This window comes from Myxococcus llanfairpwllgwyngyllgogerychwyrndrobwllllantysiliogogogochensis (genome assembly GCF_006636215.1).
Taxonomy (GTDB): domain Bacteria; phylum Myxococcota; class Myxococcia; order Myxococcales; family Myxococcaceae; genus Myxococcus; species Myxococcus llanfairpwllgwyngyllgogerychwyrndrobwllllantysiliogogogochensis.
In genome coordinates, this window is sequence record NZ_VIFM01000015.1 from 1 (window position 1) to 22,983 (window position 22,983).

The 22,983-nt window shown below is 66.1% G+C and carries 19 protein-coding genes and 2 pseudogenes; 15 read left to right on the forward strand and 6 right to left on the reverse strand.

What is annotated here, in order from left to right:
- From FJV41_RS05640 to FJV41_RS52075, 5 genes and pseudogenes are all read left to right on the forward strand, one after another.
- Window positions 1-286, forward strand: a pseudogene (locus FJV41_RS05640) (hypothetical protein); the annotation flags it as partial.
- Between the two features lie 73 nt (window positions 287-359).
- The gene (locus FJV41_RS05645) at window positions 360-1,295 is read left to right on the forward strand and encodes a vWA domain-containing protein (protein WP_141641377.1); all 936 of its coding nucleotides are present in this window, start codon (window positions 360-362) and stop codon (window positions 1,293-1,295) included.
- Window positions 1,295-2,269 (forward strand): vWA domain-containing protein, encoded by a 975-nt coding sequence (locus FJV41_RS05650; RefSeq protein ID WP_141641378.1) that lies wholly within the window; start codon window positions 1,295-1,297, stop codon window positions 2,267-2,269. Before FJV41_RS05645 ends, FJV41_RS05650 begins: the two co-directional genes overlap by 1 nt.
- Window positions 2,270-2,294: 25 nt before the next feature.
- Window positions 2,295-5,114: a heavy metal translocating P-type ATPase gene (locus tag FJV41_RS05655; RefSeq protein ID WP_141641379.1), complete on the forward strand. Its 2,820-nt coding sequence runs from the start codon at window positions 2,295-2,297 to the stop codon at window positions 5,112-5,114.
- Between the two features lie 157 nt (window positions 5,115-5,271).
- Window positions 5,272-5,475 carry a hypothetical protein gene (locus FJV41_RS52075; RefSeq protein ID WP_181790412.1) on the forward strand — a complete coding sequence of 68 codons (204 nt, stop codon included), beginning with the start codon at window positions 5,272-5,274 and terminating at the stop codon, window positions 5,473-5,475.
- Window positions 5,476-5,559: 84 nt separating this feature from the next.
- Here FJV41_RS52075 and FJV41_RS54930 read toward each other — a convergent pair whose 3' ends face one another.
- Window positions 5,560-5,850, reverse strand: coding sequence for a transposase (locus tag FJV41_RS54930; protein WP_141641380.1), 291 nt, complete (start codon window positions 5,848-5,850; stop codon window positions 5,560-5,562).
- A 350-nt stretch (window positions 5,851-6,200) separates the two neighbouring features.
- Between FJV41_RS54930 and FJV41_RS05665 the strand changes: the two genes are divergently transcribed.
- Complete coding sequence (locus FJV41_RS05665) at window positions 6,201-7,199, forward strand: ParA family protein (RefSeq protein ID WP_281291379.1); 999 nt, start codon at window positions 6,201-6,203, stop codon at window positions 7,197-7,199.
- Window positions 7,196-8,089: an SIR2 family protein gene (locus FJV41_RS05670; protein ID WP_141641381.1), complete on the forward strand. Its 894-nt coding sequence runs from the start codon at window positions 7,196-7,198 to the stop codon at window positions 8,087-8,089. The genes FJV41_RS05665 and FJV41_RS05670 overlap by 4 nt, the downstream gene beginning before the upstream one ends.
- A 458-nt stretch (window positions 8,090-8,547) precedes the next feature.
- Here FJV41_RS05670 and FJV41_RS05675 read toward each other — a convergent pair whose 3' ends face one another.
- Both FJV41_RS05675 and FJV41_RS05680 read right to left on the reverse strand, forming a co-directional pair.
- Complete coding sequence (locus tag FJV41_RS05675) at window positions 8,548-9,303, reverse strand: DUF5953 family protein (RefSeq protein ID WP_141641382.1); 756 nt, start codon at window positions 9,301-9,303, stop codon at window positions 8,548-8,550.
- Window positions 9,304-9,307: 4 nt separating this feature from the next.
- Entirely contained in the window at window positions 9,308-10,039 is a 732-nt protein-coding gene (locus tag FJV41_RS05680; protein WP_306440861.1) for a DUF6310 domain-containing protein, read from the reverse strand.
- A 370-nt stretch (window positions 10,040-10,409) separates the two neighbouring features.
- Here FJV41_RS05680 and FJV41_RS05685 point away from each other — a divergent pair, with 370 nt between their 5' ends.
- On the forward strand, window positions 10,410-12,023 hold the full coding sequence (locus FJV41_RS05685; RefSeq protein WP_141641384.1) for an SNIPE associated domain-containing protein: 1,614 nt from the start codon (window positions 10,410-10,412) through the stop codon (window positions 12,021-12,023).
- Between the two features lie 292 nt (window positions 12,024-12,315).
- Window positions 12,316-13,728, forward strand: coding sequence for an L-serine ammonia-lyase (locus FJV41_RS05690; protein WP_141641385.1), 1,413 nt, complete (start codon window positions 12,316-12,318; stop codon window positions 13,726-13,728).
- A gap of 27 nt (window positions 13,729-13,755) precedes the next feature.
- On the opposite strand, the gene FJV41_RS05695 is transcribed toward FJV41_RS05690, so the two are convergent.
- Complete coding sequence (locus tag FJV41_RS05695; RefSeq protein ID WP_141641386.1) at window positions 13,756-14,499, reverse strand: hypothetical protein; 744 nt, start codon at window positions 14,497-14,499, stop codon at window positions 13,756-13,758.
- 279 nt (window positions 14,500-14,778) lie between these two features.
- A complete protein-coding gene (locus FJV41_RS05700) occupies window positions 14,779-15,789 on the reverse strand; it encodes a class I SAM-dependent methyltransferase (RefSeq protein WP_141641387.1) in 1,011 nt (336 codons plus the stop codon).
- Window positions 15,790-15,984: 195 nt separating this feature from the next.
- On the opposite strand from FJV41_RS05700, the gene FJV41_RS05705 reads away from it, so the two are divergent.
- The 6 genes and pseudogenes from FJV41_RS05705 (at window position 15,985) to FJV41_RS54535 (ending at window position 20,901) form a co-directional block, all read left to right on the forward strand.
- Window positions 15,985-17,196, forward strand: a complete 1,212-nt coding sequence (locus tag FJV41_RS05705; protein WP_141641388.1) for a tetratricopeptide repeat protein — start codon at window positions 15,985-15,987, stop codon at window positions 17,194-17,196.
- A 61-nt stretch (window positions 17,197-17,257) separates the two neighbouring features.
- A complete protein-coding gene (locus tag FJV41_RS05710) occupies window positions 17,258-18,382 on the forward strand; it encodes a HupE/UreJ family protein (protein ID WP_141641389.1) in 1,125 nt (374 codons plus the stop codon).
- A 103-nt stretch (window positions 18,383-18,485) separates the two neighbouring features.
- On the forward strand, window positions 18,486-20,012 hold the full coding sequence (locus FJV41_RS05715; RefSeq protein WP_141641390.1) for a DUF4331 domain-containing protein: 1,527 nt from the start codon (window positions 18,486-18,488) through the stop codon (window positions 20,010-20,012).
- Window positions 20,013-20,016: 4 nt separating this feature from the next.
- The gene (locus FJV41_RS05720; RefSeq protein ID WP_141641391.1) at window positions 20,017-20,319 is read left to right on the forward strand and encodes a hypothetical protein; all 303 of its coding nucleotides are present in this window, start codon (window positions 20,017-20,019) and stop codon (window positions 20,317-20,319) included.
- 152 nt (window positions 20,320-20,471) lie between these two features.
- Window positions 20,472-20,678, forward strand: a pseudogene (locus FJV41_RS54530) (carbonic anhydrase family protein); the annotation flags it as partial.
- 94 nt (window positions 20,679-20,772) lie between these two features.
- Complete coding sequence (locus FJV41_RS54535; RefSeq protein WP_281291380.1) at window positions 20,773-20,901, forward strand: hypothetical protein; 129 nt, start codon at window positions 20,773-20,775, stop codon at window positions 20,899-20,901.
- A gap of 67 nt (window positions 20,902-20,968) precedes the next feature.
- Here FJV41_RS54535 and FJV41_RS05730 read toward each other — a convergent pair whose 3' ends face one another.
- Complete coding sequence (locus tag FJV41_RS05730) at window positions 20,969-22,555, reverse strand: TcdA/TcdB catalytic glycosyltransferase domain-containing protein (RefSeq protein ID WP_174485233.1); 1,587 nt, start codon at window positions 22,553-22,555, stop codon at window positions 20,969-20,971.
- Window positions 22,556-22,983 lie beyond the last annotated feature (428 nt).

The following is a 22,983-nucleotide window of genomic DNA, read 5'->3' on the forward strand; positions in this document are numbered from 1 at the left end:
GCCCCCGCGCGCACCGCCCAAGCCCCCGCGCCCGAGCGACTGGATGCAGGACTTCCTGAACGCGCACGCGGCGGCGCATCCAGAGGCGGCGAAGCCTCGACTCACGAGGGCGAAGCCCGCGGCGCCTCCGCCCCCCGCGAAGCCGGGCACGCCCTCCTGGATGGAGGACTTTGGAGCGAAGCCACGCCCGGCGGCTCCCTCTCCTGGCACTCGGCGTGAGCCGTCCGCCCCCTCGGCGTCCGTGCCCTCGAAGAAGCCCGACTGGATGTCCGACTTCGAGGACTGAGGGCGCCTCGCGCGAGGGCGTGGAACCCCGCCGGAAGGTGATAGCCTCGGCCCCCAACCTGGCAGGGGGAACGATGGGTCACGAGAAGCCGGTCGAGCCGTTTTCGGATCTTCACGTCGAGGAGGGGAAGGTACGTGCGGTGTTGCTGCACGACCCCACCGTCGAGGGCCTGGACGTCGCCATCTACATGGACGCGTCCGGCAGCATGCAGGAGGAGTACAAGTACGAACGTCCCAACCGCTCCTTCCTGGAGTGGTTGCGCGGCGCGCCCCTGAAGGACCCCGCCAACCAGGTGGAGCCGCAGGTGCAGTGGATGCTGGAGTACCTGGCCACCAAGGACCGCAACGGAATGCTCCGCGTCGCCTACTGGGCCAGCGGCTCTTCCGGCAAGGACGTCGAGGTGGTGGGCGAGCTCAAGGGCGTGGACGTCAAGCAGTACAAGTTCCCCGGCGCGAAGAGGCTGGGCAAAAACACCTTCCTGGCGCCGGCGCTGAAGGACTACGTGCGCTACCTCAAGGAGCAGGTGCCGCTGGGCGCTCGCCGCGGCTGCGCGGTCATCGTCACCGACGGACAGTTGCATGACGCCGACGAGGTGGAGGCGTTCTCCGCGAAGGTGGCGAAGGACATCGCGGCGGGACGGCTGCCCCGGCTGAACTTCGTGCTCGTCGGCGTGGGTGACGCCATCGACGAGGAGCAGCTCGAGAAGATTGCCCACATGGAGTACCCGGGCGTGGGGCACCTGTGGTGCCACCGCATCGCGAAGGAAATCAACCAGGTCGCCGAGCTGGTGGCGGTGCTGGTGGACGAGAACATGACGGTGGCCGCTGGCGGCACCATCTACGACGACAAGGGCAAGGTGCTGAAGACGTACGAGGGCCGCCTGCCCGCGGTGCTGGAGTTCGACGTGCCCGAGGGAGCGGAGAGCTTCACCCTGGAGGTGAACGGCCAGCGCTTCACCCAGCCGCTGCCGGACGAGGACCACCACGAGGAAGACGAGGACCATCACTGATGGCTGGCCACGAAGTCATCGTGCGTCCGTTCTCGGACGTGCATCGGATGGGGAACAAGGTGGTGGCCACGCTGCTGCATGACCCCACGGTGGAGGGGCTGGACGTGGCCCTCTACATGGATGGCTCGGCGAGCATGGAGGACGAGTACGGTCCTCGCGGTGTGCTGGCCAAGCTGGCGCCGGTGAAGAACCTGGTCGAGCCGCAGATGCGGTGGATGCTGGAGTACCTGGCCAGCAAGGACCGCGACGGGCAGGTGCGCGTGGCGTACTGGGCCACCGGGGATGGCAGCCAGTTGGAGGAAGTGGGGCTGCTGTCGGCGGTGCAGGCCAAGGACTTCCGCTTCCCGGGGCCGAGGGCCTACGGCAAGGCCACGGTGATGCTGCCGGTGCTGCGCGACTTCGTGGCGCACATGAAGCAGCAGGTGCAGACGGGCGCGCGGCGCGGGCTGGCGGTCATCATCACCGACTCGCAGTTGTCGGACGGCAACGACGTGCGGGCCTACGCCACGCAGGTGGCGAAGGAAATCGCGGCGGGCCGGCTGCCTCGGATGAGCTTCGTCTTCGTCGGCGTGGGCGACCAGGTGGACGAGGAGCAGATGGAGGAGATCTCCCACGAGACGTATCCGGGCGTGGGCCACCTGTGGTGCCACCGCATCGCCGACCGCATGGAGGAGATGGCGGAGCTGGTGGCGGTGCTGGTGGACGAGACGATGACGGTGGCTGCTGGTGGCACCGTCTACGACGAGCAGGGCAAGACGCTGAAGTCGTACGAGGGTCGGCTCCCCGCGGTGCTGGAGTTCGACGTTCCTCCGGAGTGCAAGGCGTTCACCCTGGAGGTCGCGGGGCAGCGCTTCACGCAGCCGATTCCCGAGGAGCACGAGGACGACGACCACCACGAGGAGGAGGCCGAGCCCGTGCGTGCTCCGACTCCCGCCCCCGCCCCTGCCCGCAAGCACGGCGGACACCGCCACTAGGTTTCAGCTTCAGGAAGAAGACGCCATGTCCGAGCAGAAGAAGACCGATGCCCAGGCCGACCACGTCCACGGACCGGACTGCAAGCATGACCACGGACATGGCCACGGGCCGTCCCTCGCGGCGGTGAAGCCGGCCGCCGCGAAGCCCGTACTGAAGGGATTGAAGATCATCGGCCCCAAGCGCGAGGACAAGCACGTCCACGGGCCGGGGTGTACCCATGACCATGCCGCGCACGGTGGAGACGCGCATCAGCACGGTCATGACCATGCCCACGGTGCCGATGCGCATCAGCACGGTCCAGGGTGCTCACACGACCACGGTCAGGCCGCCGCGCATGAGCACGGAGCCGGGTGCGACCACGACCACGGCGACCACGGGCATCACCACCACCACCCGAAGCCGAAGCGCGTCCGTCCACCGGGCTACCGCTCGGCGGAGGGCGGAGGAGTCGCGCTCCAGCTCGACCTGGAGGACGCGCTACCGGGAGAGACAGATGACGCGGGCCGCTTCCAGAAGTTGGAAGCCGCGCTCGAGGCGCACCACGGCGTCATCGACGTGCACCTGCGCCGGGACCAGGGCTACGCGGAGGTCTGCCTCCACTACAACCCCGGGCTGGTGAACGCGGCGGCGCTGCTCGCGACGGTGAAGCGCACGGGTGAGCAGGTGGCGAAGCGGTACAAGAGTCACACGTGGTTCGTGCGAGGGATGAGCTCAGCCGACTCGGCGACGGCCATCGAGCACGGGCTCGGCAAGCTCCCGGGCGTGCTGTCCGCGAACGTGGCGTATGCCAGTGAGCGACTCGTCGTGGAGTACGACAGCGAGGACATCTCGCTGAAGGGCATCGAGACCGGAGCGAAGAAGCTCGGCTACACGCTGGAGGTGCCGAGCCACGGCCATGCGTGTTCGCACCATGCGCACGGAGGCGGCCTGGCGCCGCTCCTGGAGATGCCGCTGGTGGTGGCCTCGGGAGTGCTGCTCGTCGCGGGGTGGCTGCTGGAGCGCTTCGCGCCCGTGCCCGCGCTAGTGCCCACCGTGGTGTGGGCGCTGTCCATCCTGAGTGGCGGGTTCTTCGCCATCCGGGGTTCGGTGAAGTCGTTGCTCCAGCTGCGCATCGACATCGAGACGATGATGGTGGTGGCCGCGCTAGGAGCCGCGGTGCTGGGTTCCTGGTTCGAAGGGGCCTTCCTCCTCTTCCTGTTCAGCGCGGGTCACGCGCTGGAGCACAGGGCAATGGACCGTGCGAGGCGCTCCATCGAGTCGCTCGGTGCGCTGCGTCCCGAGGTGGCCCGAGTGCGCCGGGGTGGCGAGCTGGTGGAAGTGCCCGTCGCGCAGGTGCTCCGTGGCGACCGCGTCGTCGTCCGTCCGGGAGACCGCGTTCCGCTCGACGGCATCATCCGAGAGGGAAAGAGTTCGCTGGAGCAGGCCGCCATCACTGGCGAGTCCATGCCCGTCCCCAAGAAGCCTGGGGACGAGGTGTTCTCCGGAACGGTCAACTGCGAGGCGCTGCTGGAGGTGGAGGTCACGCGGCTCTCGTCGGAGTCGGTGCTCGCGCGAGTGGTCGACATGGTGGCCGAGGCCGAGGCCCAGAAGGGTCCGAACCAGCGCTTCGCGCAGCGGCTGGAGCGCACGTTCGCCCCGCTGGTGATGATTGGCGCGGTGGTGTTCCCCGTGGTGCTCGTGTTGATGGGGATGCCGCTCAAGGAGGCGATTCTGCGCGCGGTCTCCCTGCTCGTCGCCGCGTCTCCGTGTGCGCTGGCCATCTCCACGCCGTCGGCCGTGTTGTCCGCTGTGGCGGCGGCCGCGCGAGGTGGCGTGCTCATCAAGGGCGGCATCTACCTGGAGCTGCTCGGGAAGGTGAATGCCATGGCCTTCGACAAGACGGGTACGCTCACGGTGGGCAAGCCGAAGCTGCTCAGCACTGCGCCGGTCGAGGGCGTGACGGACGAGGAGCTGCTCGGAACGGCGGCGGCAGTGGAAGCGCTCTCGGCGCACCCGTTGGCGCACGCCGTGGTGGAGGCCGCGTCCGCGAGGGGCATCCAGGCCCCGGCCGGAAGCAACATGGAAGCCATCCACGGCAAGGGCCTGCGCGCGAAGGTGGGTGACGCGCTGGTGGACGTGGGCAGCCTGGCGCTGTTCGAAGGGGACACTGTTCCCGCCGACATCAAGGCGCAGGTGGACCGGCTGGAGGAGGCGGGGCAGACGACGATGGTGGTGCGCAAGGCAGGGCGCTACCTCGGAGTGCTTGGGGTTGCGGATACCGTGCGCGCGGGAGCGCGGCATGTCATCGAGACGCTCAAGCAGCAGGGCATCACCCGGACGGTGATGCTGTCTGGAGACAATGCGCGGGTGGCGAGGTCCATCGCCGCGCAGGTGGGGCTCGACGAAGCGCGAGCGCCGATGATGCCCGCCGACAAAGTGACAGCGGTCCGGGAGATGGGGCGGCAGGGCTCGGTGGCCATGGTGGGCGACGGAGTCAACGACGCGCCCGCGCTGGCGGCTGCGGCGGTGGGCGTGGCGATGGGTGGAGCGGGCTCGGACGCGGCGCTGGAAACGGCGGATGTGGTGCTGATGAGCGATGACCTGTCCCGTCTGCCCTTCGCGTTGGGACTGGCGCGTCAAGCCACGGCGGTGATGAAGCAGAACCTGGTCATCGCGCTGGGAATCAGCGCGGTGCTCATCATCGCGACCCTCTTCGGCCTGACGCAGATCAGCCACGCGGTGGTGCTGCACGAGGGAAGCACGTTGCTCGTCGTAGCCAACGGCCTGCGCTTGCTCGCCGTCAGGCCCAAGGTGATGGGCTCAACGCCCTTGCCTTCGATGGGTATCCAGCCCGCGCCTCGGTGAGCCGAAGGAGGCTGGACTCTCTCCAGCCTCCTCCGTAACGCCCACCCTCACCAACAAGGAAGAGGGACGGAGCTCTTCAAATAGAGGCACGCACACAAGGTGCTTCCCACCCTCTACAAGACGAGTCCTACGCGATTTCGGTGGCCCGTGGAACACCGTGGAACCATCAAAAGCGTGCTGCTGGGTGACGCGCTTCGTGGCCAAGTACAACACCGAGCACCGACACTCCGCCATCCGCTTCGTCACGCCCGACGACAGGCACTTCGGTCGCGAGGCCTCGCTGCTGGCTCGACGCCACCGGGTGTACCAGCGCGCCCAATCCCGTCACCCGGAGCGCTGGAGCCGCGTCACGCGCAACTGAACTCCTGCGGGCTCCGTCCGCCTGGGCCCCTCGCCCAACCTCACCCCGGCCGTGCAGGAGATGAATCCCATCGGCTGAACCCTCTCACGCGACATCTACCTTGACGCTCACCAAAAGCCTCGCCAGACATGCGTACTGGAGGCCACCGCCAGCACGTAGGGCTGATGTAAGTCTTCGAGAAGCGCCCACGGACTTCTCTCCCGTCTTCATAAAGCCCGTCTCGTCCACCGCCAAGATGCCTCCTTCGCCCAGCGCCCTGCGTGCGTATTCCAGCACGTCGTCGCTCACCGCATCCGCGTCCCACTTCGCACGCAGCAGTAGGTGCAGGAACGAATAGGACGCTTGATGCCCCGCATCCGCCGAAAGGCTCTGCACGTTCTTGAGCTGTGCTCACCCCTGCAGAGCCTTCACGTACTCGACTGCGGTGGAATGCGCCTTGCGCCTGCGGAAATGCGGCCGCAGCCAGCCACTTACCGTCTCCAGCGCTATCGCGACACAGCCAACCAGTCGGACTTCCTATGCCTGTGCTTCTGTAGCCGATGGCTGCTGCATGAGAAGCCTCGCTCAGTCCTCCTCCTGTTTCTTCAACAGGAGGAGGACTGCGGGGCCTTCGGAACTTCAGCCGTAGGATTACGCGGACCAGATGCTGCTAAGTTAGGACTCTCTTGGTATGATCCCTGGTGAAGACAGCGTATCGATGGACCACACACAATGAACTATGGCGGATGGCGGAAATGACAAAGTCTGTTGCATTTTTCAACAACAAGGGCGGGGTCGGAAAGACAACACTGATCTGCAACATAGGCGCTGTACTGGCTCAGGAGTATGGCAAGCGAGTGCTGATCGTGGACGCCGATCCGCAATGCAACGCAACACAATACATCCTACAGGAGAAGCTCGTAAACAGTGTCTATGCCAATCCGGACAAGGCATTTACAATCAACAGCGTGGTGCATCCACTTGCTGTCGGTCGTGGATATAGCGGGAGATTCTCTCCCACTGAGGGAGGAGAGTATGGGGTTGATTTGATTTTGGGTGACCCCCGGCTCGCGATTGCAGAGGATTTGCTTTCGGGAGACTGGAAAGATGCCACCTCCGGCAGCACCCGAGGCCTCAGGACAACTTTCTTGTTTTCGGATCTAATTTCCAGATGCGGCAATTATGACTTCGTCTTGTTTGACATGGGGCCTTCTCTGGGTGCGATCAATCGCTCTGTTCTTCTGGCGGTTGATTTCTTTCTCGTCCCTATGTCAATTGACATTTTCTCCTTGCGCGCAATCGAGAACATTACACAGGTTCTAGACAAATGGCGCCGACAACTTCGGGTCGGCCTGGAGTTGAACGAAAACCCAGGCGATCTGAGCTTCATTCGACGGCCGGAGAGTCTAAAATTCTGTGGCTATATTACGCAGCAGTATAAGGCCAAGAAAGACAAGCACGGCAAGGTTCAGCCTGTTGCCGCCTACGAGCGAATTCGAGCCCAGATACCCGACATTATTGAGGCCAACTTCATTTCAAAACTGCAACCAGAACACTCTGAGGTGAATTATGAACTGGGCTCTGTCGAGAATTTGTCGAGCTTGATCCCAATGTCTCAACAGCAGAGGCGACCAATTTTTGCGATTTCGGCTCAGGGGACGCATAACTCCAAGGCTCGAAAGACCAAGAAGGTGTTTGCCGCCATGGCCGATCGGTTGATGGAGAATATTGAGGAACTCCAATGATCACTTGGCCGGCTAGCGTTATTGAAGCACTTGCGCAGCGACGAGCGGTTGTCTTTATCGGAGCCGGAATCTCTGCTGGCTCAGTAAACATGGAAGGCAGTCGTCCGCCAAACTGGACTGAGCTACTCACAACGGCTGCCGAAAAATGCCCTTCTTTAAAGACAAGGGCGCGCAAGTTAATTCGGAATGGCGACCTATTGACCGCATGTGAACTGATTGGTGGGGATTTGGCCGAAGACTGGCCTAGATTTCTTGACGCACAACTCTCGGCCGGATTCAAGCACAACAAGAACCACGAACACATTCACAATCTAAAGCAGCAAGTCGTTGTCACTCCCAATTTCGATAAAATATATGACGCCTATGCCTCGACACATGTCGACAGTGTCATTGTAAAATGGGCTCGCGACTATGATGTCGTTTCAGATCTTCGCCAGGGGAAACGACTGCTACTGAAGGTTCATGGCACAATCGACCATCCAGAGAGCATTATCCTCACGCGTTCGGCGTATGCTGCAGCGCGAGTCAAGGAATATGCTTTCTTTCGAGTCATTGATTCGCTCCTTCTTTTGAATACGACGCTGTTTCTTGGATGTGGATTGAGCGATCCAGATATTCAGTTGATACTCGAGAATCAATCTTTACGCCACAATCCGGGGCAGCCACACTACTTTGTGACTGCCGAAAAGCTGTCTTCGGAAGAGCAGAAAATTCTCAAAAATACGCGAGGGCTGCGAGTGATCAAGTATAGCTCCAGCAATGGACACATAGAGTTGACTGAGAGTCTGGCTGATTTGGTGGAAAAGGTGGCAAATGCCAGGAAGGGATTCTTGGCTAGGCAGATTGAGCGAGAGAGCATGGACACCACCTACGCAGTATTGGATGTGTAGTAGCGCTGATGTAAGCGGATTGTAGCCCTGCCGAATGGTAGAGCAGGGCCGGTTGTTGGTGAGGGCCACCCATGGTTCAGACGATGGTCTGCAAACTCGTTCCGACACATGCTGGCCGCGCGCGAAGCAGTTGCCAGCTCAATCAGAAACGGGCCGTCGGCAGGCTGCTGCTCGACTCAGAGTTGTAGGACAGTGTCTTCGTGCATAGACGCGGCGGTTAGCTTCACCCGCTTCTGTGGCTCACCCATACTTCGTGTGAGTCCCTTCGAAGGCGAACGGGACACGGCGAGCTGCCGGAGCCGACCGACGGCCGGCGTTCAGCGGTTGCACGCTTCCGCTCGCACAGTAGAGTAGCCGCGCATGGATGTCCTGGCGCCGAGGCTTGCGCAGATTCAGGATGAGTCATCTGCGTCTCACCATCCTACCCGTGGTCACCCAGCTTCTTCTCTCCTGCTGAGTCAAGGTGCTGAGCGCCCCCCGATCTCCGGAAAGCGATCATAAGCACGCAGGAGCGCTTCCAGATGAACGGGATTGCCGAGATCGAGCGGCGCATCAGTGAGCCGCACGACCCAACCGCCCGATTCCGTGCGCCGCGCTCGTGAGAGCAGGTCCGCATCCCGGGCTGAGTCCGGAAAGCCGAGGGCTTCTGCGGTAGCGGACGACCAGTAATTCAACCACCCAAGATAATGTGGAATCTCGGCCGCACGATTGTACCGTGGGCGAAGAAGGCCGGGGAGTCCGTGGGACGTCGCAGATGGCTCCTCTTCCGGACCACGAAACTGCTGCGACACGACCTCATTATAGCCCGACGGCGATACATGCCCCCAGACGGCGCGAGCTTTCTCGCCTATCGCCTCCAGCACATCAGGCGCCGCCGCGATGCCGCCTGCGTCGAGCGGCAGATTCGCATGAACGTCAAGGCGTGGCGGACTGCCTACAGCAAGGCCGCTTGGATTCTCCCACCCGGTAAGCGTCACAGGCCGGCTTTCGTCATCGTTGCAAAGGAATGGAAACCCACCGTCGGTCCTTTCCGCCGCAATCCATTCATCGCGGCGCGGCAATGCAACGAAGCCCCCTTTTTCAGAAAGCGTCCACGCGAGCCGCAATCCGGGCACAGCGCGCTCCATCCCATGAATGATGGCAAGCGGCCGTTTATCGTCATCAACAAGCGCGGGCGCGTACACGTTGAGGTTGAGAGATTTCTGCAAAGCCATCACCTTAACACCAGTCCATGACAACGATTTCAAGATCGGGATCCAGTTCAAGAAGCGCGGTCCTGTGAACAGCGCTTCGGACCCCCACGACAAATTTGTACCCACATGCCTCCGCGAGCATTTGCTCGCGCTTTATCTCCGGTAGTTTGACCCGGGCAAAGAACCTCTGTGAATGAGGCGAGTGCAGGTCAAAATCATCAGTCTTTACTTCCCATAGCGTGCGCGTGGCCCGCTGCAATGCATCAAATTGCTTGCCGTTGACGACTACATCCCAGCCAGGGAAGCTGTTGTTCGGGACCTTATCAGCACACCTGTTGTGCTCTTCATCTCCGCCTCGGTGCGGCACTGGGACGGGCTCGCACTTGTGACGTCGCTCCGGGCCTCGGGGCTCGGTCGTCCCCGGAGGGAACCAGTCCTGTCCTGATGGCACAGGCTTGGGCTTTCGCTTCGCGGAGAGTTCCTGCGGGGCAGGCATCGACTGAGGCACGGACTCTATTTCTTCGGAACCACTCCCTCTCCTCAACTCATAGGCATCCAGCGCTTCCTTGATGGCGACGCCCACCACCACAACGCCGACGACGACGACCGCGCCCACGACGATCTCAGGGGCAGCCAAGACACAGAGGCCAACTCCCAGGACAACCGTTCCCGCCGAGGCGACGGCGCACCTCCCGCTCAGGTCGTTGAACCGGATCCGCTCATGGTCCAGGGCGTGATAGCACCGCTCCGCCAGCACGGGCCAAGGGAGGGAAGCCTCACGGGCTGCGCACCGTCCCCCATCACTCCACGGTAGCGCTGCCGCTCTTTGGAGATTGGCGCGCCTGGGGTTCGGGGACACTCGCTCTCTCAAGTTTGGTTCTGACGTAGCGCACGCCGAGAGGACGAGCAGGAGTGCAGTGCAGGCGCGGAAGCGCATCGCTACGTCCTTTCAGTCGAACCTGTGAGCCGAACTACGCAACGGGACATGGCTCCCTCTCAGCAACAGGTGACGCGGGGACGATACAATACCCCCTGGGGGTGATACCCCGGCAAACCGCCCCAGGCGCACAGTGCTTCTCCTCCGCGCCACCGTCCGACGGCGGGGACTCTTCACGGGGGAGACTTCCATGCAGCCTGCCGTCCTGGCCCTGGCGATTTCGAGCCTGCTGTTGACGGGACTCCTGGTCCGCACCGCCCTCCAGCTCCGAGCCGTCCGGGCCCGCTTCAAGCCCGTGCTCGACGTGGAGGCCGAGCGACAGCGCGTCCTCTCCTCCCTGGAACGCACCAAGGCCGAGTCCGAACACATGCTCGCCACCGAGCGCAACCGCGTCGCCTCCGAGCTGGCCCGGGAACGCGACCTCGCGGACGCCGCCATCCGGGGCGCGAAGGCAGACCTGGAGCAGGTCAGGGCGTCGACGGACCATGCCATCCGCCTCGAACGAACCCGCGTCGCCTCGGAACTCACCCAGGCCCGCGAACAAGCCCAGACCGAACTCACCCGTGCTCGCGAGCAAGGCCGCACGGAACTCGCTCGCGCCAGGGAACAGGCCGACGCCGCCGTCCGGGAAGTCGAGGCCCGACGCAATCAAGCCCGCGAGGAACAGGCCCAGCTCGAGCCCCTCATCGTCAAGCTGCGCGCCGAACTCCGCCCCCTCGAAGAAGAGACCATCCTCCGCTCCTACGGGTTCTACAAACCCATCTACAACCTCTCCTCCTCGGAGAAGTACGAACACCGCCTCGACACCCTCCGCGAACGCCAGAAGGCCATGCTCAAGAACAAGCAAGCCGCCTCCTGCAAGATTGAATGGACGGTCAACGGCAGCAAGGCCGAGGGCAAGAAGCAAACGGAGCGCACCCTCAAGCTGATGCTCCGCGCCTTCAACGGCGAGGCGGACGCCTGCGTGGCCAAAGTCACCTACAAGAACATCAAGGCCATGGAGGCCCGCATCCAGAAGTCCGCCGAGGCCATCAGCGGCCTCACCGAGATTCAGCAGTGCTTCATCTCCACCGACTACGTCGAGCTGAAGCTGGAGGAACTGCGCCTCGCCCACGAATACGAAGAGAAGCGCCAGGAGGAGAAGGAAGAACAACGCCGCATCCGCGAGCAGATGCGCGAGGAAGAGACCGCGCAGCGAGAACTCGAACGCGCCAAGCTGGAGGCCGAGCGCGAGGCCCAGCGTGACGAAGAAGCCCTGCGCAAGGCCCGCGGGGAGCTGGAGCGCAGCAAGGGCGCCGAGCAATCCAAGCTCCTCGAACGCATCGCCGAACTGGAACGCCGCGTCGCCGAGGACCAGGAGCGCCAACGCGCCATCTCCCAGGCCCAGCTCACTCGCACCGGCCACGTCTACGTCATCTCCAACATCGGCTCCTTCGGAGAGGACATCTACAAGGTCGGCATGACGAGACGACTCGTGCCCCAGGACCGCATCGACGAGCTGGGCGATGCCTCCGTCCCCTTCGAGTTCGACGTCCACGCCATCATCCGCACACCCGACGCACCGTCGCTCGAAGCCGCGCTGCACCGCACCTTCTCCCACCGCCGCGTCAACCGCATCAACGAGCGCAAGGAGTTCTTCCGCGTCACGCTCGACGAGGTGGCCAAGGCCGTGCGCGAACACCACGGCGAGTTCGAGCTGACCCGCATCGCCGAGGCCGCCGAGTACCGCAAGTCGCTCGCCCTCGCCGAAGGGGAGCGCCACGACAGCCCCACCTCGCTCCGCCCCGAGCGCGCCGTCGCCTGAGCCGCCACCTCTTCACCCCGCACCAGGCGCTCCCACCTTCAACCCGACTCGCGCGCCTTCGCCCCACGCATTCCAGTCTCCGAAGAGAAGAACACCCTGGCACTCACGACGCAGTGCGTTCTCGTTGGCGTCCCGCGGCACGGCTCGCGCATTCCACCCGACGTGCTCGCTTGGCACCTCACCGAGCTTCAGCTCCTTGGCACGCAAAGAAGTCCTGCCCTTCACATGGAGCAGGAACGTCACGCCCCGAGGCGCTGGGACAAAAATGGAAACGTGGCATGTTGCGCCCGCGATGGCCGTCAGCGTTTTCGACCTCTTCAAGATTGGTATCGGTCCCTCGAGCTCCCACACGGTGGGGCCCATGCGAGCCGCGCGCACGTTCGTGCTGCGACTGGCGGAGCATGGCCACCTGGAGAAGCTCACGCGCCTGAAGGTGGAGCTGTTCGGCTCGCTCGGCGCCACGGGCAAGGGCCACGGCAGCGACAAGGCGGTGGTGCTCGGCCTGCGCGGGGACACGCCGGAGGCCGTGGACGTGGAGGCCATTCCCGCCATCGTCACGCGCTGGCGCACCGAGGGCCGCATCAGCGTGCTCGGCCAGCGGGACATCGTCTTCAAGGACGGCGAGCACCTGGTGATGCACCGCCGCCGCAGCCTCCCCTTCCACCCCAACGGGATGCGCTTCTCCGCGTCCGGCGCGGACGGCGTGGAGCTGGACGCGTGCGTCTACTACTCCGTGGGCGGCGGCTTCGTCGTCGATGAGTCCGCGGCCACCGGCCAGGACCCACTGCGCAAGGACACCACGCCCCTACCCTTCCCCTTCCAGTCCGCGGCGACGCTGCTGGAGTTGTGCGAGCGGGAGCGCATGCCCATCAGCGCCCTGATGATGGCGAACGAGAAGACGCTGCGCTCCGAGCAGGACATCCGCTCCGGACTCTTGCGCATCTGGGACGTCATGCAGGCGTGCGTGCGCCGGGGCTGCGCGTCCAGCGGCATCCTCCCGGGCGGCCTCAAGGTGGAGCGCCGCGCGGCGGCCATGTACCAGCGCCTGCTCAGTCGCCCCGAGGCCGGCCTCACCAACCCGCTCACCGTGCTCGACTGGGTGAACCTCTACGCGCTCGCCGTCAACGAGGAGAACGCCGCCGGAGGCCGCGTCGTCACCGCGCCCACCAACGGCGCGGCCGGCATCATCCCCGCCGTGCTGCACTACTACTGGCGCTTCTGGCCCGGCGCGAACGAGGACGGCGTGGTGCGCTTCCTCCTCACTGCCGGCGCCATCGGAGTGCTCTACAAGGAGAACGCCTCCATCAGCGGCGCCGAGGTCGGCTGCCAGGGCGAGGTGGGCAGCGCGTGCTCCATGGCCGCCGGCGCGCTCACCGAGGTGCTCGGAGGCACGCCGCTCCAGGTGGAGAACGCCGCCGAAATCGCGATGGAGCACAACCTGGGCCTCACCTGCGACCCCATTGGTGGCCTGGTGCAGGTGCCCTGCATCGAGCGCAACGCCATGGCGTCCGTGAAGGCCATCAACGCCTCGCGCATGGCGCTCTCCGGCGACGGACGCCACTTCGTCAGCCTGGACAAGGTCATCCGGACGATGCGCGACACCGGCCGCGACATGAAGGACAAGTACAAGGAGACCGCGCGCGGCGGGCTCGCCGTCAACGTGCTCGAGGTCGCGAACCTCAGCGTCGGCCTGCCGGAGTGCTGAGCCAGGCGCGGCGGCCCAGGGACTGATTCAGTCCATGCGATAGGGGTTGCCCACAACCCCCTCGGCGCGCAGCGTGTCGGCGGGCACGAGGTAGGGATTGGCGGCCGGTTCCAACGCGCGCAGGAAGTCGTCCCACGCCGCACGGTCCACGTCGGCATCGGCCGGGACCGCGAGGGACTCGAACCAGGCGCGCGGCACGGGACGCTCGGCGCCGTGGTCGAACACCTTGACCTTGCGGTCGGGGCGCGCGCCGACCGGGGCATTGGCGGCCAGGGCGGCCAGCGCCCGCCGCAGCCAGGGCTCGAACCCACAGTCGGGCGGCAAGACGTGGCTCGCCAGGAGCGCGCACTTGCCGGCCTCGTTCACCATCTGCTGGCGTCCCTTCTTGAACGCGAAGTGCAGGTCCTGGATGCGAATCAGGGCCAGTTGGCGCGGGCCCTCTGGATTGCCTGGGGTGTTGGCCGCGCTCGTCACGCCGTCGTAGTCGAGGCCGCGCGAGTACGGTACGGCGGCCGTCGAGGCCCAGGCCGCCTCCAGCCTGGACAGCAGGTCGTTGACGTCGGTCAGGCCCGAGAGCCGCCACGCCACCCATTCGATGCAGGCCAGCCCCAGAGCGGCCTTGCCCTTGTAGTTCACCAGGGATACCGCATGGGCCCATGGGTCGGGGATGTTGTCCGGGTTGTCGAGCGCGAGCGACAGCGCGTTGTCCCACGGGAAGGCGAGCGGCGCCGCGGCGATTGAAGCCGGGACATGGGCGGGGCGTTGCAGCACGAAGGGCTCCTCGGTATCGACTTCCGTCAGTCTCTCACCCGCCCCATCCATGCGTCCCCATGGGTCGGCAGTTTCGATGACCTGGGCCTGTCCCTGCCCTGAGACGTCTGCCTTCCAGCTCCACCCTCTCCCTCGAGCAGGGGAGGTATTCGCCTACGAATACAACCGGACGGCGCCTCGGTCCCCCGTGGAGGGGCTTCGAGGCGATGACTCAGTGGGACAGCCCCTTCGACGAGGGCCACCCTCGCCGAGCTGTCCCTGTTCGAGTAGCGCGGGCCCTCAGCCTGCGCCCAGCGGCACGTCCCACCGCCGGGCGAGCCGCGCCTGCTCCTCCGGTGTGCGCAGGTCCGTTGCAGGCAACGCCACTCCGGGCCGGTGCAGGACATACAGGTTCCAGAGGCCCTGGAGGCCCAAGGCCTGGATGTCCGCGTACATCCGCTGCTCCAGCGCCGGGGCGAGCACGAAGCCGGCGGACTCGAACTGGCGACGCCACCATGCGAACGACGCAATCGTGACGTGCCCTTCCAGCGGTCGGCCCCACTCGTCGCGCGCCAGGTCCACTTCCGGCACCGGGCCCAGGTAGTCGGGCCCCAGCGACCGGTAGTGCTCCAGTCGCTCCGGCCGCACCTTCCCGTCGAACCAGCCATCCGGTCCCGTGCCACAGGGGCCGAAGGACGGCGCCGTCACCACCAGGAAGCCCCGCGTCACGCGGTGCAGCTCCGAAATCGCGTGCGGCACCATGGAGGGCGGCAGGTGCTCCAGCGTCTCGAAGGCGGACACGAGCTCGAACTGTCCGTCGTCGAAAGGCAGGCGCTGGGACAGGTCTCCGAGTGACAGGTGCGGCTTCACGTCCCACGGAGCGTGGTGGATGGCGAAGTCGCTGAAGTCACTGCCCTGGGTGTCCCACCCCAGCTCGCGCAGCGCCTGCACCGTGAAACCCAGCGCGCAGCCCACGTCCAACGAGGTGCGCACGTCGAAGTGATTCCACAAAAGATAGGCCGCCTTGTTGGCGTGGCTGGAGTCGCGGCGGTAGTGCTCGTAGCCGCTGTTGCCCTCGCGGTCCAAGGGGTTGCGTCCGGCGCCGTAATAGCTGGCCCCGTACATGTCCTTGCTCCCCTGCGCCAGGAGCAGCGACAGCTCGAAGCTCAGCAGCTCCAGTCCACTGCGCAGCGGCGGCACGTGCGCGACGCCCACCGACACAAGTCGCCGCGCCTCCAACGCCAGCCGCCGCCGCACCCGGGCGGGCAGTCGCTGGAGGCCGTCTTTCGCGAGGAGGGATGAGAGTTTCAAGGACACGACTCCGGCAGGCAGAAGACCCCGCCCTTATGACACAGGAGCGAGGGGTCGAGTCATCACTCCGCGAGCGGAGGCGCGCGCCCCTGTCGTGGCGATGGGGGGCTCACCCCTCATCCTCCGGGCCGCCCCGACACCGCCCCGATATTCGACGCGAAATCCACGCGCCTCACGGGGCCGTACGGATGGGCAATGCCTCCCGTCACACGCTCTCCTCGCGGCGTCTTCGGCGTCGTGCTCGCACTGGCCTGTGGTTGCAGTCGTGGCACAGGCGCTGCGTCCGCGCCCTTCACGCCCGACAACGACACGGAGGTCCTGGAGCAGGTGCCCGCCCGAGCGACCGACGCCCGCGCCCGCGAGCGTGCCGCGTTGCGACAGGAGCTGGACCGCCAGCCCCGGCAGTTGGAGCTCGCCGTCCGCCTGGCCCGGTTGGAGTTGAAGGAGGGGCGAGCCCGGGGCGACCCACGACACCTTGGGTGGGCCCAGGCCGCGCTCGCGCCCTGGTGGGACGAGGCCGAGCCTCCCCATGAGGTCCGCCTGCTGCGCGCCACCCTGCGACAGAGCCGCCACGAGTTCGACGCGGCCCTGCGAGATTTGGAAGCCGCCGTCCGGGAGGACCCTCGGGACGCCCAGGCGTGGCTGACGCGCGCCGTGGTGCTGGGTGTCCGGGGTCACCATGCGGAGGCGGAGAAGAGCTGCGCGCCGCTGGACACGCTCGCGGGGGCCCTCACCGCCGCCGTGTGTCGCGCGCAGGTGGACAGCGTCGCCGGACATTCGCGGCGAGCCTATGCGCGGCTCTCGGAGGCGATGTCTCGGCGCGGGGGTATGGGCAGTCCCGAGGAGCAGGCCTGGGCGCTGTCCACCCTGGGCGAAGCCGCTGCCCGCGCGGGGGATTCGGCACGGGCGGAGCTTCTCTACACACAGGCGCTCGCGGCCGACCCGGATGACGCCTACACCCGCGCGGCGCTCGCGGACCTGCTGCTGGACCTGAACCGGCCGGGTGATGCGTCGCGGCTGATGAAGGACCACGCGACGGACGACGGCCACCTCCTGCGCCGCGTGCTGGCGGAGACGGCCCTGGGTTCCGCGGAAGCTCCCGCGCTCGCCCAGGAGCTGGCGGAGCGGTATGCGGCCAGCCGGCTGCGCGGTGACACGCTGCACGCACGCGAGGAAGCCCGCTTCGCGCTGCACGTGGAGAAGGACGCGCGCAAGGCGCTGTCGCTCGCCCAGGCCAACTGGGAGGCGCAACGAGAGCCCTGGGACGTGCGCGTCCTCCTCGAGTCCGCGCTGGCCGCCGGAGCACCCGAGGCGGCGCGCCCCGCCCTCACCTTCCTCGATGCCTCCTCCTGCGAGGACCCGGGACTGCTCGCGCTGGCCGAGCGGCTGAAGAAAGCCGCGCCATGAACACCTCCCGCGAAGCGCCGAGCCTCCTCGCCCTGGCCGCACGGCCCAAGAAGACCGCGCCATGAACCGCATCCTCGCCCTGCTCGTCCTGCTGCCCGCCATCGCCCTGGCTCACAAGCCCAGCGACAGCTACCTGCACCTCGAACGCGCCGCGCACGGCTTCAACGGCCGGTGGGACGTGGCGCTCAGGGACCTGGACACGGTGCTGGGCCTCGACTCCAACGGAGACGGCGCGCTCGCCTGGGGCGAGGTGCGCACCCGCCAGGAGGACATCGCCCGTCATGTCCTGTCACGGCTGTCGCTGGGCACGGCCGGCATGCCCTGCCCCACCACCGCCGAGGGCGACCTTCGTGTCGCGCGTCACTCCGACGGGGCCTACGCGGTGCTCGACTTCCGCGCGGCCTGCCCCGTCGAACCCTCGATGCTGACGCTCGACTACACCCTCCTGTTCGACCGCGACCCGCAGCACCGAGGCGTCGTCCAGGTCACAGGTGAGCAGGGACAGGGCACGCTCATCCTGTCCGCGTCACGCCACGCGGTGGAGATTCCCCTCGCGAGGCTGTCCGCATGGAGCCACTTCGGCGGCATGGTGCACTCCGGTGTCGAGCACATCTGGGCGGGCCTGGACCACCTGCTGTTCCTGCTGGCGCTGCTGCTGCCCTCCGTCCTGAGGCGCTCACCGACGGGCGGATGGGAGCCCGTGGACAGGTTCGGCCCCGCGCTGCGCGACGTCGTGAAGGTGGTGTCGGCGTTCACCGTGGCCCACTCACTCACGTTGAGCGTCGCCGCGCTCGGGCTCGTGTCCCTGCCCTCCCGACTCGTCGAGTCCGCCATCGCGGTGAGCGTCATCCTCGCGGCGGCCAACAATGTCTTTCCTCGGGTTCGAGGCACCCGCTGGGCCGTGGCCTTCGCGCTGGGCCTGCTGCATGGCTTCGGCTTCGCGTCGGTGCTCGCCGACCTGGGCCTGCCCGCCGGGGGACTCGCCACGACGCTCCTGGGCTTCAACGTGGGCGTGGAGTTGGGACAGCTCGCCTGCGTCGCCGTCTTCCTCCCCGTCGCCTTCCTGCTGCGCGGCGCGTCCATGTATCGCCGCGCGATACTCGTCGGGGGCTCGGCGGCCATCGGCCTCATCGCCTGCGTGTGGCTCGCGGAGCGAGCGCTGGACCTGAGCGTCCTTCCGCTCTGACCCATCCAATCACGTCGCATCCCCGTATTGCATTCACCACCGGATGTCCGGCGCAGCCCCTGGCCCGTCGGTGGGATTTGCCCCCAACGTTGTGGAGACACGCATGCAAAGACGACAACTCGCGAGCGCACTGGCGCTCGCGGCGGCGCTGCTCGTACCGACCGCCCACGCCTCCAGTCATCGTGAAGCCCCCTTCATCACCCGGATGCCCAAGGTCGACGCCACCGATTTCTACATGTTCCGCAGCTATGAGCCGGGCCGTGGGGACTACGTCACGCTCATCGCCAACTACCTGCCCCTCCAGGACGCGTACGGCGGCCCCAACTACTTCTCGTTGGACCCCGATGCCCTCTACGAAATCCTCGTCGACAACAACGGGGATGCCATCGAGGACATCACCTTCCAGTTCCGGTTCACCAACAACCTGAACGGCCCCAATGGCATCACGCTGAACGTGGGCAACAACGGCAGCACGAAGAGCGTGTCCGTGCCCTTCACCAACGTGGGCGCCATCACCAGCGCGGACCGGAGCGCGCAGAACGTCCAGGAGAACTACACCGTCAAGGTCGTCCGAGGCCCTCGCCGCGCGGCGGCCGGACAGGACGTGACGAACACCGCCGGCCACACCGCCCTCTTCCCGAAGCCGGCGGACTACGTGGGCACCAAGTCGCTGGGCAACGCCGCCACGTACGAGACCTACGCCCGCCAGCACATCCACAACGTCAACATCCCGGGTTGCACGGGCACCGCGAAGCTGTTCGTCGGCCAGCGTCGCGAGCCCTTCGCCGTGAACCTGGGCCCCGTGTTCGACCTGGTGAACGCGCCTCCCGCGGTCATCACCGACCCGAACGCCCGCAACGCCGTCCCAAACCCGCTGGCGAAGAAGAACATCACCACGCTGGCGCTCGAGGTCCCCATCTCCTGCCTCAAGGCGGGCACCCAGGACGTCATCGGCGGATGGACGGCGGCCAGCGTCCGTCAGGCCCGCGCCATCAACCCCACCGCGTCGTACACCGTGCCCTCCCGTGAGGGGGGCGCGTGGACGCAGGTGAGCCGCCTGGGCATGCCGCTGGTCAACGAGGTGGTCATCGGCATCAAGGACAAGGACCGCTTCAACGCCAGCGAGCCGAAGGACGACGCCCAGTTCGCCGACTACGTCACCCACCCCACCCTGCCCGCCATCCTGGAGCTGCTCTTCGGCGGCGCGGGCGTGAGGGCTCCCACCGTCTTCCCTCGCGCGGACCTGGTGGCCGCCTTCCTCACGGGTGTGACCAGCGTCAACGCGAACGGCTCCACCGCGGAGATGCAGCGACTCAACACCGCGCTGCCCGCCACGGTGAAGGCGAACCAGAACAACCTGGGCGCCGCCGCCTGCTTCGTCAATGGCCAGCTCACCCTGGCCAATCCAGGGTGTGACCCGGCGGGCTTCCCCAACGGCCGCCGGCCCGGCGATGACGTGGTGGACGTGGCGCTGCGCGTGTCCATGGGCTACCTGCTCGCGAACGACACGCAGGCCCCCGCGCGCAACGTCCCGTTCCATGACGCCGTGCTCCAGGATGCCTCGCAGTTCGACGCCGTCTTCCCCTATCTCACCACGCCGCAGGCGGGTGCCAACGGCGACGGGACGTGAGCCCATGAGCACGCTCCGAGCAATGAGCTGTGTGCTGCTCCTGGGGGCCGCGCTGGCCTACACGGGATGCAGCGACGACGACGATGACCGCTCCCCGTTTCCGCCTCACCCCGACGCAGGCGCGGATGCGGGGACTGACGCGGGCACGGATGCGGGGACGGACGCGGGCGTGGAGTTCACCGCCTTCGTGAGGGACCTGGTCCTCAACGAGACCTCGGACACCACGACGCCCGTGAAGCTCGACGACAAGAACTTCGTGGACAACGCGCCCACCGACGCGTTCGCCCCGGCGTTCTTCCAGCACTAATCGCACACACACCACCGTAACTGAAAGTGCCTGGGTCGCGGACACACCCCTGTGTGTCCGCGACCCTTTTTCGTTTCATTGCGACCCCTGAGAAATGCGAGACATTTCCCAAAGGGGCCAATCACGGCACGACGCCCTGTGAGCCTCACGTCATGAACACCCCCAGCGAGCACACCAAGGATGGCGTGAGCTACCCGCTGGAAGTCCACCTGGTGCACACCGACGCCCAGGGAACTCCGAAGGTGGTCGTGGGCGTGCTCATCGAGGAGGGCTTCGTGAACGCGGCGCTGTTCACCGCCTTCCGACACCTGCCCCGACACGAGGGGGAGGAGAGCGCGCCGGCCGGTGCGCTCGTCAACGCCACCGCGCTCCTGCCCTCCAACCGGGCGTTCTTCCAGTACGCGGGTTCGCTCACCACGCCCCCCCTGCAGCGAGGGACTCCAGTGGTTCGTGATGAAGCACCCCATCCAGATGTCCGACGCGCAGATTGGCGCGTTCGAGCGCCTGCCGCACATCAACCCGAACAACCGCCCCGTGCAGCCGCTGAATGGCCGCACCGTCGGCGCGCAGTCCGGCCACTAGTCGCGGGGGATTGAGGAGGCCGGGACCCATGACGAGCCACATGGGTCCCTTGGAGCTGCCCGAAGGGTCAGAGGCGTATCAGAACGACGGGCTTCCTGCCCTCGACAAAGCCCTTCTGCTTGCCCACCTCGGCGACCCTCCAGCGGACAGAGCCCCAGACGATCTCTTCGTCTACCTTGAGGGTCAAGGGCAACGGGGTGTCTATCTTGTGATTCGTATGAAGGTCATTCAGCATGCCCCTGAGCGCGCCCCCCCTGGGGATGCCCGGGAAGTGCAGGAAGTGGAAGGGCTCACGCTCCGGGGCCTTGAGTACCCTCGCGGACACCACCTGGAGATTCGCCACATCGCAATCACTCACGCGCGCGGCGGCCGTCACGCATTCGACATGGGCCATGGGGAAGGTCGCATTCGCCGCGACCCATTGCCAGAACGGGACGTGTTCGCGCACGTCGTCCCGCCAGACCTCGGCCACACGATCAAAAGGGGAGGATGCGCTGGCGGAAGCGCCCGACGACGAAGCCGACGCTTTCGGTCCCGGTGCCTTGGATGGCTCCAGGGAGGCGCAGAGACGGGTGATGCACTCGTCCGGCAACTGCTCCCAGGGAGTGTGATTGGCACACAGCCAGAGGAGGTCTCGCACCATGTTGGGCCCGGTCAGGTCGAGCGTGGAGCCCGTGGTGTGGTCCATCCAATAGCCCGCGAGCCGATGGTCGGGATCGAGCGCGAACGCCTCCCGTGGGGCCCTCCCCCCAATGATTCGATAGGCCAGACGAATGGTCTGTCGCATGGCATCGATGAGCAGACTGCGGGGAGCCGCCGCCACGATGCAGTTGCTGAGATAGAGGCTCTTGCCGGCGTAGGCCGGGGTCGTGGCGATCCGCTCGCGGCCGGGCCACCTGGCGGCGGACGCCGCGCCCTCGCGGTCCGGGGTGATTCCCACCAGGGCGCACGCGGGATCGACCTCGAGTCTTCCGAACGCGGAGAGCAGGTCGATGTCGACATCCATGTAGACCCCGCCGTAGTTGTAGAGCACCTCGTAGCGGAGGATGTCGGACGCCGCGGCCGCGAACATTCCGCGCAGGGTCAGCTCCTGGTCATAGGCATCCATGTTGAGGAAGTGCATGCCCGTCAGGAACTCGTGTGAGCGGAGGTTGCAGAGTCTGAATCGCCCGGGGTGCGCGCGCTCCAGCGCACGCAGGGGCTCCAGGTCATCGGCCGCTTCGTCGATGAGGTCCCTGGCCAGGGCGAGCTTCTCGTCCGGAGCCATCCCTTTCGAGAGGACTCGCAGGTTGTGCAGGTCACGCCCAGGGCGGACCGTCCCACGCACGTGCAGGGGGTCGTGCGCGGCACTGAGATCGTATTGCGCGCGCGCCTTGGGGTATTTCTTGAGAATCTTGCGCACGTGCATGTTGAAGACGTGCGCGTCGTCCCACCAGATCCACACCTGATGGTCTGGCGTGGCCTGGGTCTTCTCCAGCCAGCTCGTGATTCCCTTGAGGGTCTTCGTCGCCGCGATAGAGCCTCCGCCGGCCCAGGTCCCGTGGATGATATTGGGAATGAGGCTGAGCCCGGGCCTCGCCAGCGCGGAGGGTGGAGGACCCGAAGGACCTGAAGGCCCCGGAGGTTTCGGCGAGGCGAAGGGAATGGGCAGCACGAGGGGAGGCGGACCGGCACGCCTGGGCCCGACGGGGGGCGGTGGTGGCCCCCCATCATCCTCCGCATCTATCCGTTTCGCCTCGCGCTCGATGCGCGTCCTGTAATCAGGATCCTCGACGAGCGGCTCTCCGCACCCGCACTTCGTGCCGATATTGCTCGACGTATAACTGCTCTCACAGTTCGCGCAGTACGCCGACATCGCCTCCTTGCACCCGGAACACTGGAGGACGGGATTGTGCCTGCTGGTGTTCCGACCACAGTTGCGACAATGGTAGCCACTCATGTGTCAGACGACTGCAAGTCGGACGCCAGGACACTGAATAAGAGGGAAGTCGAGCCTCCGGGGCGACAGCGCATGAGGCTCGCGCGAAGCCGCGTCCTCACGGAACGAAGCGGCGTCTCGTGGGAACGCGCTGGCGCCCCCGC